This is a genomic window from Streptomyces olivaceus, from assembly GCF_000721235.1.
GTDB classification, from domain to species: domain Bacteria; phylum Actinomycetota; class Actinomycetes; order Streptomycetales; family Streptomycetaceae; genus Streptomyces; species Streptomyces olivaceus.
In genome coordinates this window covers 61,242-72,893 of record NZ_JOFH01000007.1, presented here as the reverse complement: position 1 = coordinate 72,893, position 11,652 = coordinate 61,242, and the positions used below count along the sequence as shown (strand labels likewise).

The window sequence follows — 11,652 nt, the reverse complement described above, 5'->3', positions numbered from 1 at the left end:
CGGCGCTTCGCCGCACACGAAGAACGGTGCTCCGACGCACCCGAGGACAAGAGGACGAGATGAGTGAGTCCGGCGCCGAGACGCCTGCCGCCGCCAACCCCCTGGACCCCGCGCCCCCGCAGGAGTACGTCGAGGCGGCCAGGCTCGCCCCCGACCACTGGCTCTACCTGCCCGATCCCGCCTGGCGGGGCGAGGGGCCGCCGCCCGACTGGGCCGTGGTCGGCCAGTGGCGCTCCGACTCCGACGGCACGATCGTCGAGTGGGAGGACAACCCCGAGTACCGGCCGTCCCCGGAGGCGATGGGCTGGCCCGAGCCCGCCGACGCCGTCGACCGTGCCATCCAGCTCGCCACCACCGGCTACGGCCCGGCCGAGGACGTCACCGCGGCCCTGGCCGGCGCCGAGGTCGCCGTCCTGGTCACCGCGGACGGCGAACCGGTACGGGCCTCGGCGCCCGACGGCACACCGGCGGTCCCCGTCTACACCTCCGCCCGCTACCTCCACGCCGCCGGCCGGCTGGCCTCGGCGCACCTCCCGGTCAGCACCCTGCTCACCCGCGTCCCCCCGGACCACGCCCTCTACCTCAACAGCAACGCCCCGGTCGGCATGGTGCTGCCGACACAGGGCCTCGCCGACCTCCTGGAGGAGGAGCCACGGCCGCAGTGACCGGCCGTGGCTCCTCCTCTCCCCTCCCGGGCCCGAGGCCCCCCGGGGCCCGAGGAACTCAACCTGAGACGGTTCGCGTCGTCCTGGGCTCGGGGCGCGCCTTCCGGCCGCCCAGCCACCCGAGATCGGACCGGCACGCGGTGGTGCGGACCCGGCTCAGCATCGGGGATCGTTCGGCATCGGGACGCCGTTGAACTCGTAGAAGGCGGCCGTGGTCCTCTTTCCGGCGATTCCGTCAACGGCGAGGCCGAAGCCGAAATCGTTCAGGAAGCGCTGCAACGCCTTGATCGTGAGGGGGCCGACCACTCCGTCGACCACCAACTTGCTCTTTCCGCTGAAGCCACGCGCGTTGAACATCCGCTGCGCCGCCTTCCAGCTGTCCGTGCCCAGGTGACCCGCGTGCTCCCAGGGCTCGTAACCGGAGCGGGTCATGAAGCACTGCCAGCTCTTTGCCCGGCCGACGGTCAGGCCGAGGTTGTTCACCGCCAGGACGGAGACTTCCCGGGTGCCCGCTGCGGGGCCGGCGGCCGACTCGGAAGCCGCGGAGCTGACGGTCGCGCCGGCCAGACTTCCGGCGGCGATTCCGAAGACGGTGGCAGCGCCGACGAACGTCCGTGTCAAAGCAGTGCGCATGTGAGCCCTCTCAACTTGCCTGCCCCGGCGGGGCGAGGCGGGGAAACGACTTCGTCGCGGCAGAATCTAGATCCGAAGAGGGATCACAACTGTGTTGTGCGTGCACGGCAGTTGGTCGGTCGTGCAGTCGTCGTCCGGTGACCTCGTGTGTCTTGTGCGGCGGGCGTTGAGGGGCGCATCCTGACGGGAGCACGAGAGCGCGGGACAGGCACGGGGGAGACGGCTCGTGGAGGGAACGGATCAGCGCGGCAACGCGTCGGGGCCGGGGCGCACGGCGGCCGGCGCCGGCCGGGGAGCGGTGCTCGACGCCTCGGTCGTCGCGCCGCGTGAGCGTGAGGACACGATCCGGCACGCCCTGTGGGCGTCCTTCTCCCGGGTCGACATCGATCACCACACCTCGCAGGAGGACATCGGGGCCCGGATGGGACTCGGCGCCGTGGGGCCCATGAAGGTCTGCTCCGCCCAGGGGACGCCGGTGAGCCTGCGCCGCACGGAGCGGCTGGCCCGGGAGGACCACGAACCGTCGGTGTTCCTCGGGCTCCAGGTGTCCGGGACCAACATGGTCGGGCAGCACGGCCGCCAGTGCCTGGTCGGACCGGGGAACCTCGTCGTCTTCGAGTCGACCGCTCCGTACACCCTGCGCTTCGAGGAGAGGTTCGGGTACCTCTCCCTGCGCATCCCGCGCGAGGCGCTCGCGCTCCCCGAGCGGGTGCTGCGCGAGGCCGCCGCCGTCACGCTCGGCCCGGGGAACCCCACCGCGCGCCTCGCCTTCACCTACTTCTCCCAGCTCGCCGCCAGCGAGGAGTTACGCGGCGGGGCGCACGCCGAAGCGCTCGTGGGCCCCAGCGTGGAACTCCTCCGGGCCGTCGTGACCTCCCAGTTGGGTGACGCCGGAGCAGGCCGGGCGCTGCCCGAGGTGCCGCTCGGCATGCGCGTCACCCAGTACGTCCGTGCCCACCTGGCCGACCCGGACCTGTCGGCCCAGCGCATCGCCGCCGCGCACGGCGTCTCGGTCCGCCACCTCTACAACGTGCTGTCCCGGTCGGGCATCAGCCTCGGAGACTGGATCCGCACCCGCCGCCTGGCCGAGTGCAGACGGGAACTGGCCGGACCGGGCGCCCGGACTCGGACCATCGCGGCCATCGGCCGCCGCTGGGGCTTCGTGGACGCCACCCACTTCAGCAAGGCGTTCAAACAGGCTTACGGCATGTCGCCGCGGGCCTGGCGCGAACTGCACCAGCCCGGCCCCGCACGCCCTCGCCGCCCCGCACGCCGCCGAGTGGACGTACCGGCGGGCTGACCTGCTGACCTGCTGACGCGCCCGGGGAGCGCGGCTCGCCCGGCTACCGGTCCTCGGGACCTCCCGGTACGGTCTCGTCCTCCTCGCGTTCGCCCTCCGCCTGGGAGGGAGTGCTGTGCGGCACGTCCGCCGTGCCGTTCCGGTCCTCGTCGCGTTCGCCCTCGGCCTGGGACGGGGTCGGCTCGCTCATCACATCCTCCTCCAGCTCCTGCCGAGCGGGTTCGCGGGCCGGGTACCCGGCCCCGGCCGTCCTCACCACCCCGTGGCCGCGCCGGTTCGCCCCCTCTCGCACCTGCGCGTCCGGTACCGGGATGAGCGGCCCACGGGCGGGTGAAGGCGGTGCCGCCCCGATCCGGCCCGGCACCGTCCCACGCGTTCACAGCGGCGACCACCACGTCACCGTCGTCCCCGCACCGCGGTACCCGCCGCCGTCTCCGTCCGGCCCGTCATCGTCCCGGCCGTCGGTCTCCGCCCCGTCCTCCGCCACGCCTCCCGCCCCGTCGTCGAAGACCGTCAGGCGAACCCCGGCACGGCCGTCGGCCAGTGGGGCGGCCGTGTCGACGGAGACCTCGACGCGGGAGACCTCACCTCGGGCGCACGCGTCCGCCAGCGCGTGGCGCAGGGCCGTGACCAGGCGGTCGGCCACCGGCGCGGGTACGCGGGTGTCGACGGCGCCGCTGAAGCGGGTGGACGGGGCGAAGCCGAGGCGGGCGGCGGCGGCCGCGGTCTCGCGCAGGACCCGGCCGCGAAGACCCGTCGGCGGTTCGGCCGGGGGCTGCTGGAGCGCGAAGATGGTGGTGCGGACCTCCTGCACCGTGGACCGCAGTTCGTCCACCGCCCGGACGAGGATGTCGCGCACGTCCTCCGCGCCGCGGCGGCGTTCGATCGACTCCAGCATCATGCCGGTGGCGAACAGCCGCTGCACCACCAGGTCGTGCAGGTCCCGGGCGATGCGGTCCCGGTCCTCGTAGACCGCGAGCCGCTCCCGGCCGCGCCGGGCGTCGGCGAGCACGAGGGCGAGTGCGGCCTGCGAGGCGAACTGCGTGGCCAGCAGCCGCTCCAGGTCCGTGTACCGGCGTGCGCCGCGGCGGCGCGGCAGGGCGAGGGTGCCGATCAGCCGGCCGTTCGCCTGCAGCGGCAGCATCATGCTCGGCCCGAACCGGTGCCGCACGTGGGTCGTCATGCGCGGGTCGGTCGCCGAGTCCGTGAGGAAGACCGGCTCGCCGCCGAGGAGTTGCTCGAGGACGGGGCTGCCCGGCTCGATGGTCGCACCGAGCATGCCGTCCGGGTCGTCGGGCGTCGAGGCGGTCACGATCGCCATGCCGCCCTCGGCCGTCGGGTGGAGGATGACGCCCGCGGAGGCGTCGGCCAGCAGCCGGGCCCGCTCGGCGACCGTCGTCAGCGCGTCGTCGGCGCTCTCCTCGGTGAGCAGCGCGGTGGTGACGGCCGCCGCGCCCTCGATCCAGCGCTCGCGCTGCCGGGCCGTCTCGTACAGCCGGGCGTTGCCGATCGAGATCCCGGCCTGCGTGGCCAGTACCCGCAGCAGCTGCTCGTCCTCGGCCGTGAACGGTCCGGCGCCGGGCCGCCCGGTCAGGCGCAGCTCGCCGAACTCCTCGTCGCCCACGAGGATCGGCACCCGCAGCCCGGGAGCCCCCTCCTGTGGGCCGGCCGGCGTCCCGGGGCCCGGAGCGGGGGCGCGGATCTCGGTCGGGGCGTCCCGGCCGGGGTCGGCGACGACCAGGTCCGCGCGGTCGGCGCCGGTCAGCTCGGCGGCGCCCTCCGCGATGTGCCGCAGGGTGCCGGGCAGGTCCAGTTCGGTGCCGGTCCCGGCGAGGACGGCCTCCAGGAGCCGCGTCAGACGGGGCGCGGGCTGCGCGGTCATTCCGGCCGGCTCCCTCGTCTTCCCCGGCTTCCCGTACCGGGTCTCAGTCGGCCGCCGTCGGGTGCAGCACCAGCGGCTCGACCCGGCCCTCCAGCATGCTGCCGAGTCCCTGGACCGCGCACACGTCGGGCCGCTCCGCGATGTGCACCGGCATGCCCGTGGACTGACGCAGCATCTGGTCGAAACCCGGCAGCAGCGCGCTCCCGCCGACCATCATGATCCCGCGGTCGGCGAGGTCCGCGACCAGGTCGGGCGGGCAGTCCCGCAGCACCTTGCCGATCCCGTCGAGCACGGCCGTCAGCGGCGTCTGGATGGCGTTGCGCACGGTGGCGGTGTCGACCCGCACACTGCGTGCGAGACCGGTCGCCACGTCCCGCCCGTGGATCTCGGTGGACGACGGCCCCTGCGGGGTCAGGCCGTTGCCCGCCAGGGCGAGCTGCAGGGGGCGTACGGACTGGCTGGGCAGGACCAGCTCGTGCTGGTGGCGCAGGAGCTGCACGATCGCGTGGTCCACGGCCTCGCCGCCGACCGGGATGCGTACGGCGGTGACGATCGAGCCGAGGGAGAGCACCGCGACCTGTGTCGCGTGCTTGCCGCAGACCATGATCATGGTCGCCTCGGGCTGCTCCACGGGCAGTCCGCACCCGACCGCCGCCGCGATCAGCGTGTCGACGAGTTCCACGCGGCGCGCGCCCAGCCCGACCAGCGTCTCGATCGCCGCCCGCTGGGACAGCGGGTCCGCGTCGTGCGGGGTGCAGACGGCGGCCCGCAGCCGGGGCTTGCGCCGCAGGGCGCGGCGGACCCGGTCGCCGAGCAGGTGGCGCAGCATGCGCTGGGCCATCTCGATGTCGACGACCGTGCCGCCGGAGACCGGCCGTACGACACGGATGTAGCCGGGCGTGCGGCCCGTCATCCTCTCCGCGAACTCGCCGACCGCGATGAGCGCGCCGGTGCGGGTGTTGACCGCCGCGGCGGACGGCTGGTCGACGACCAGCCCGACGCCCTTGACGTACACGCGGGTCCGCGCGGCGCCGAGGTCGACGGCGAAGTGGCAGCGGCGCAGCGCCTCCAGACTGGCGGTACTGGCAGTACTGGCGGTCATGGCGAATCCTCCCGAGAGCGCGGACCGTGCGGGGCGGCCGGTGGCCGGCCTCTCAGGCATCGTGCGGGGCGGCCGGAGAAGCCGCCTGCTGGAGGGGGCCGGGCGGGGGGCCGCCGAACGGGGGGTGTCGGGGCGGCGCTCCGCGGTCAGCGGTTCTCGGCCGCCGTCAGCAGCGGACGCAGGTCCGGTACGAGGAGGGCGTCGCCGTCCGCCCCGGTCAGCCGGCGCCGGGCCGGTTCGTCGCCGTAGCGGCCGACGAACGGCAGACCGGCCGCGCGGGCGGCGGCCTGCTCGGCCACCGACGAACCGACCAGCACGCAGTCCCCGGCGTCGGCGTCGAGACGCTCCAGCGCACGGTGCAGGACGTCCGGGTCGGGCATGAGGCGGGTGAGGTCGGTGTCCCGGCCGTGCACGTCGCCCCGCAGACACTCCAGCAGACCGCGCCGCCGCAGGTACGAGGTGACCGGCCCGGGCGCCCGGTCGGTCACCACCGCGACGGGGACTCCCCGGGTGTCCAGCGCCTGGACCAGCCGGTCGGCCAGGGGGACCGGCCGCGCGGTGCGCGCCGCTCGCGCCTCGTGCCGGTCGAGCCGGAGCCGCACGTCGGGGTCGAGCCGGTGCCCGGCCAGCGCCCGGACGAAGTCGAGCGTGCCGGCGTATCCGTCCGTGGCGGCCCGGGGCAGGGGCAGTCCGGCCAGCGCGTCCTCGGGGTCACGCTCGTCGGCGAAGAGCCGCAGGACGTCCAGGAGCACCTCCCGCTCGGCGGCGGGCCGGTAGAGCCGGGCCAGTACGTCGTCGAAGCCGAGGAGCACGCAGCGGGCGCCGGAGACCAGGTCCGCGGGGGAGCGCGGGGCGACGGCCCGGGGCCGGGACCCGGCGGGGAGCGGAGGGCGTCCGCCGGGCGGCAGCGGGGAGGCGCCGCGAACGGGCCCACCGTCCGGTGCGGGTGCGGGTTCCCGTGCGGGTTCCGGTGCCGTAGTCGGTTCCGGTTCGCCGCCTGTCCCGCCGTCGCTCTCGTCGCCGGTCCCCTCGTCGATCAGCCGGTACCAGCCGGTGTCGTCGGCCAGCGGCCGGAACAGGCCGGGAGGGAGGAGGAGCCCGTCAGGTCCCTCCTGGTGGTACACCTCGTCGTAGTAGAGGGAGTCGGAGAGGGCGACGACGGCCTGTGCGGCGGAGGCGTCCAGGACCGCGGCGACCGACTCGGCGTCGGCACGGAGGGACTGCACCTCCTGAGCGCCGTCCAGCTGGAACTCCACCTGCCAGAACTCCGCCCGCAGCCGCGCGCCGCCGAGGTGCGCCAGCTGTCCGGGCAGGCCCGCCACGGTCGCCCGGAGGAGCGGGACGGCCTCCACGCGCGGCGCCAGCAGGACGAGCAGGCCGTCGCGGTCGTCCAGGAGCTCGTACGCGGCGCCGTCGAGACCGCTCTCCGCCAGCAGGTGGCTGACCAGGACGTGCAGGGCCGCCGCGCGGTCCCGGTCGCCGTGGCGGCCGTCGGCGAGGGAGTAGCGGGCGCAGTTGCGGTAGTCGGTGTCCAGACCGGCGTCGGCCGCCTCGTCCTCCGGGCCGGCCCCCGGCCCCCGTTCCGCCGCCGGCCCCTCGTCCGCGTCGGCGTACTCCTCCTCGGGAAGGCGCGGGCCGGAGTCCTCCGCCCGGGGGTTTCCCCAGGCTCCGACGAGTTCGCCGTCCGTCGCCTCCGTGGCGTGCCTCTCCGGTTCCTCGTGTTCCTCCGGCGGCCAGGCCCAGAAGTCGTCCTCCGTCGGGAAGGGGCCCTCCGGCAGCTCGTCGGGCGCGGACAGGGTGCCGTGCCGGGCGTCCGCGCCGGCGTCCGGGGGCGTGCCGGGGGCGTCGGGCGGGTCCTCGTACTCCGACCACGGGGCGTCGTCCACCGGTCCGGCGTGCTCCTCGCGCAGCTCCCGGCCCAGCGCCGTCAGGGCCGGACTGCGCCCGCCGGACAGCTCGTACTCCTCGTACACCTCCAGGGCCTCGGCGCCCCGGCCCTGGCGGCGCAGCGCGATGAGGTAGAGGCGGCGGAAGTCCTCGCGGTGCGGGTGGGCGCGCAGCAGACCGGCCAGGTCGGCCGAGGCCCGGTCGTAGTCGCCGAGGGACAGGTCGAGTTCGGCACGCCTGGTGTGCAGGGCGAGGCGCAGCCGCAGCAGGCGGGCGCGGGCGGTGTGGGCGCCCCATCCCGGCACACCGGTCAGGGGCTCGGAGCCGTGCCACAGCGAGAGCGCCTCGGTGACCAGGTCGCGGGCCTCGGTGAGGGCGCCCGCGAGCCGGGCCGCGTCGGCGCGCCGTACCAGCTCGTCGCAGTGCACCAGGTCCACGTGGTCGGCGCTGGTGTGCAGGGCGTAGCCGTGGGACGGCGTCGCCAGGACGCCCGGACCCAGGACCTCCGCCAGTCGCGCCGCCAGCCGTATCAACTCGCGGCGCGGATCGCGCGGTTCGTCGCCCGGCGCCCACAGCCCGTACCGCAGCTCCTCGTGCGTCACCGTGCGGCCGTGCTTGAGCAGCAGCATCGTGAGCAGCGCGCGCTCGTCCGGCGGCAGGGCGGGGGAGCCGTCCGGCAGGGTGACCCGCAGCGGGCCCAGGGCGCGGTACCGGCGCGGGGTGTAGGTCTCCTCGGCCGTCGCGAGCAGCCGGGGGTCCGTGAGCAGGTCCAGCCCTCTGGCCTGCGCCGAGGGGTCCATGGACATCAGCTGGTCGAACGCGTGGGCGTAGTCGATGCGCAGGTCGGCGGGCAGGCGGTCCAGGCGCCGCGAGTCGATCGGCACGGTCAGGCGCGAGGTGCCCGCGCACAGCTCCAGCAGGACGGCGCACAGGGCCCGCAGGTCCGCGGAACGCCCGGCCCGGCCCGAGCTGAGGCCCGGTTCGAGGAGGCTGAGCCGGACCGTGCCGTCCGGCAGGAGGACCAGCCGGGACGCCTCCACACCGCCGTGCGTGAGGCCCGCCCGGTGCAGCGCGGTGAGCGCCCGTGCCAGCTGCGCCGCCAACGACACCGTCAGCGGCGCGGGCAGCCGGCGGTCGCCCGCGCGGGCGAGGGCGTTGACCGCTATGCCGTCGAGGTGCTCCATGACGACGTACGGCACGTCGTCCTCGACACCGGCGTCGAGGACCGCCACCACGTTCGGGTGCGTGAACTCCGTCAGGCGGCGGGCGTCGCGCAGGAAGGCCCGGCGCGCGGCGGCGCCGGTGGCCCCGGGCAGCCGGTCGTGCAGCCGGATCGCCACCGTCCGCCCCGCCCCGGTGTCCTCGGCCAGCCACACCCTCCCGGTCGGCGCGAGCCGGCGGACCGGCCGGTAGCGGTCGCCCAGGGCGCGGGGGAACGGCGAGGGGGCCCCGGGGCGCGCCGGTACGGCCAGTTGCCGGGCGCTGTCCTCACTGATCACGGCGAACGTCTCGCCGCCGTCGGCCCGTTCGGTGCCGCCGCGGGACGGGATCAGCGCGCGGAACTCGCCGGGCGACCGCCCCGCCCGCTCGTCGATCAGACCGCCGGTGCGCAGCAGCAGTTCGTGGGTGCGGTTGCGGGCGGTGCGGGGCAGCCCCCGCAGCAGCAGGTCGCGTACGCCGGGACGGAAAGCGTACGAACCGGGCGGCCCGGCGACCGCGGTGAGCAGGCCGCTGAGGATGACCTCGGCCAGGTGCTGCGGTCGCGGGTCCGGTTCGACCGCGGCCTGCACCAGCCGCATCACCGGCAGGTCGGGCCGCCCCAGCGCGAGGTGGCCGGCCAGCCGGAAGGCCTCGCGGGAGGCGCGGGCACGGAAGCGCAGGACCAGGTCCTCGGGGGACAGCCGGGCGAGGTCGGTGCGGTCGTCGGCGTCGGCCGGCAGCGGCCGGTGCAGCACGGCGGCGGCGCCCGGGTGCGTGGTGCCGCCCGGGCTCGCGACCAGCGCGGCCCAGTTCGCCAGCCACCGGGGGCCCGGCTCCAGCACCGGGACGGACACGGCGCCGCGGGGAGCGGGGGGCGCGGTGTCGTCGTACGGCGTGAAGGCGAGGGAGGAGCTGGGCGCCGCCCGGTGCGGGGCCGACAGCCGGCCCGGGACCGGCGGCAGGGCGGTGTCGCGCCACAACCGCTCGGGCAGCGGCTGGAGGACGGCGAGCGGAGTGTGCCGCGCCCAGCGGCGCAGCGTGCCGAACCACCGGGTGCCGGCCTCGCCCTCGCGCCACTGCGGCCCCATGCAGTCGCTGATCAGCAGGGTGACCGTACGGCCGTCCGCGGGCGCCTGGAAGCCGTCCCCGCCGACGGTGCCGTCGGCGTCCGCGCGGTGCAGCACGACGGTGCGGAAGACGCCCGACTGGGCGAGCGCGTCGTGCAGTTCGCGCACCAGCGGCTGCCAGACCGGCATCGTCGGACCCGCGTCGTGCACCAGGTGCAGCCGCAGCCAGCGCTCCCGCACCGGACGCAGCACGGGCAGCCACCACTCGGGCCCACCGCCGAGGCGCGCGATGCGGTCGGCGGTCGCGGACTCGTCCACCTCGTGGCCGACGGGCGCGGCGGTACGGCGTTTCAGCGGGCGCAGGGAGCGTTGCAGCGCCAGCGTGTGCCGCAGCATCGGCGGGGCGGGCGCGAGCAGGGCGCTGTGCGGTTCGGCCGCCGACGTCCCCGGCGCGGGCGCGGCGGACGACGGCAGCCGCAGCGGGGTGCCGGGCGCGTCGGCGGCGGGCGGCGGCCCCGGCACGGGCCGGTCCTGCCCGGAGTCCCGCCCCTGTCCCTGACCCTGCCCCTGCTCCCGCCCCGGTCCGTGCCGGTGGTGCCGGTCCCGGTCCAGGTCCCGGTCGGGTGCCGGCCGGCGGACCGGGTCCGGCGGCGGTACGGTCCCGTCCGGGACCGGGTCCGTACCGTCCGGTGCCGGGCCGTCCGGCGGGTCCGGCGCCGGGGTCATCTGCCCGGCCAGCCAGAGGAGTTCGGCCAGCTCCAGCGGGGTCGGGCGGGCGCCCGAGGAGGCCCGGCCGAGGATGTCGGCCAGGTGGGGCAGCGGGTCCGGCGGGCCGGGGCGGTCGGCCGGCATCAGAACGCGTCGGCCTGCGGGGACCTGCCCAGGTACGGCATGAGCTGCTCCGCGAGACCGTCCAGGGAGTCGGCGCCCAGACCGGAGGAGCGCGCCAGGTAGATGGCGTTGAGCAGCTGGTCCGTGGCCAGTTCGCCGCTGCCCACCCGGGACAGGAACCGCTGGATCAGCTGCTGCGCGTACGCGTCGGGCTCGCCCAGGTGGGCGCGGACGATCTCGGCGAGGTGGTGGCCTTCCGGCTGCCGCAGGCGCAGCGAGACGCACCGGCGCAGGAACGCGGGCGGGAACTCGCGCTCGCCGTTGCTGGTGAGGACGACGAACGGGAACTCCCTGCACCGCACCCGGCCGCGCTCCACCGGCACCCGCCGGTCGGTGCCGTCGATCAGCACCTCGGCGCGTCCGCCGGGGACGTCGCGGGCGGCCCGGACCAGCTCGGGGATCTCGTACTGGCCCTCCTCCAGGACGTGCAGCAGGTCGTTCGGCAGGTCGAGGTCGCTCTTGTCGATCTCGTCGATCAGCAGGGCGCGCGGGCGGGCGTAGGGGAGGAGGGCGGTGCCGAGCGGGCCGAGCCGCAGGTGGTCCTCGATGCCGGTCGCCGCCGCCGGGGCGCCGGGCAGCCCGGTGGCGTGGCGGGCCGCGTAGAGCCGGGAGAGCGGGTCGTACGTGTACAGGCCGTCGTGCAGGGTGCTGCGGCTGGTGATGTTCCAGCGCAGGACCGGACCCAGGCCGAGCTCGCGGGCGACCGCGTAGGCGAGGGAGGACTTGCCGGTGCCGGGCGGGCCGGTGACCAGCAGCGGGCGGCGCAGATACAGGGCCGCGTTGACCAACTGCACCGTGTCCTCGGTGGCCTGGTAGGTCGTGGCCCGGTGGGCCGTGGCCTGCTGGGCGCGGTCCGGGGAGGCGCCCGGGTCGACGGTGTCCTCGGCGGGCGGATCGAGCACGGGCTCGCCCTCGAAGGCCCGCCAGGGCGGCGGTGGGGGCAGCCGGGTGATGCCGTCGTGCGGGGCCGGCGCGCCGGTGTAGACGGGCCACAGGGGCATGGGTTCTTCTCTCCGGGACGAGCG

8 protein-coding genes are annotated in these 11,652 nt (G+C 76.0%); 2 read left to right on the top strand and 6 right to left on the bottom strand.

Features of this window, described 5'->3' with window-relative positions; genetic code table 11:
• Positions 1-59: 59 nt before the first annotated feature.
• On the top strand, positions 60-665 hold the full coding sequence (locus tag IG94_RS0110510; RefSeq protein WP_031033819.1) for a type VII secretion system-associated protein: 606 nt from the start codon (positions 60-62) through the stop codon (positions 663-665).
• Positions 666-821: 156 nt separating this feature from the next.
• On the opposite strand, the gene IG94_RS0110505 is transcribed toward IG94_RS0110510, so the two are convergent.
• Positions 822-1,298, bottom strand: coding sequence for a peptidoglycan-binding domain-containing protein (locus IG94_RS0110505; RefSeq protein WP_043483325.1), 477 nt, complete (start codon positions 1,296-1,298; stop codon positions 822-824).
• Between the two features lie 298 nt (positions 1,299-1,596).
• Between IG94_RS0110505 and IG94_RS0110500 the strand changes: the two genes are divergently transcribed.
• Positions 1,597-2,598 (top strand): helix-turn-helix domain-containing protein, encoded by a 1,002-nt coding sequence (locus IG94_RS0110500; protein ID WP_397934222.1) that lies wholly within the window; start codon positions 1,597-1,599, stop codon positions 2,596-2,598.
• A gap of 43 nt (positions 2,599-2,641) precedes the next feature.
• Here IG94_RS0110500 and IG94_RS42850 read toward each other — a convergent pair whose 3' ends face one another.
• The 5 genes from IG94_RS42850 to IG94_RS0110475 all read right to left on the bottom strand — a co-directional run bounded on the left by IG94_RS42850 (position 2,642) and on the right by IG94_RS0110475 (position 11,628).
• Complete coding sequence (locus IG94_RS42850) at positions 2,642-2,788, bottom strand: hypothetical protein (RefSeq protein ID WP_166624024.1); 147 nt, start codon at positions 2,786-2,788, stop codon at positions 2,642-2,644.
• Positions 2,789-2,974: 186 nt separating this feature from the next.
• Positions 2,975-4,480, bottom strand: a complete 1,506-nt coding sequence (locus IG94_RS0110490; protein ID WP_031033813.1) for a sensor histidine kinase — start codon at positions 4,478-4,480, stop codon at positions 2,975-2,977.
• Positions 4,481-4,523: 43 nt separating this feature from the next.
• Entirely contained in the window at positions 4,524-5,582 is a 1,059-nt protein-coding gene (locus IG94_RS0110485; RefSeq protein WP_031033810.1) for a rod shape-determining protein, read from the bottom strand.
• Positions 5,583-5,728: 146 nt separating this feature from the next.
• Complete coding sequence (locus IG94_RS39625; RefSeq protein WP_078892246.1) at positions 5,729-10,588, bottom strand: SAV_2336 N-terminal domain-related protein; 4,860 nt, start codon at positions 10,586-10,588, stop codon at positions 5,729-5,731.
• Positions 10,588-11,628 (bottom strand): AAA family ATPase, encoded by a 1,041-nt coding sequence (locus tag IG94_RS0110475; protein WP_031033806.1) that lies wholly within the window; start codon positions 11,626-11,628, stop codon positions 10,588-10,590. Before IG94_RS0110475 ends, IG94_RS39625 begins: the two co-directional genes overlap by 1 nt.
• Positions 11,629-11,652 lie beyond the last annotated feature (24 nt).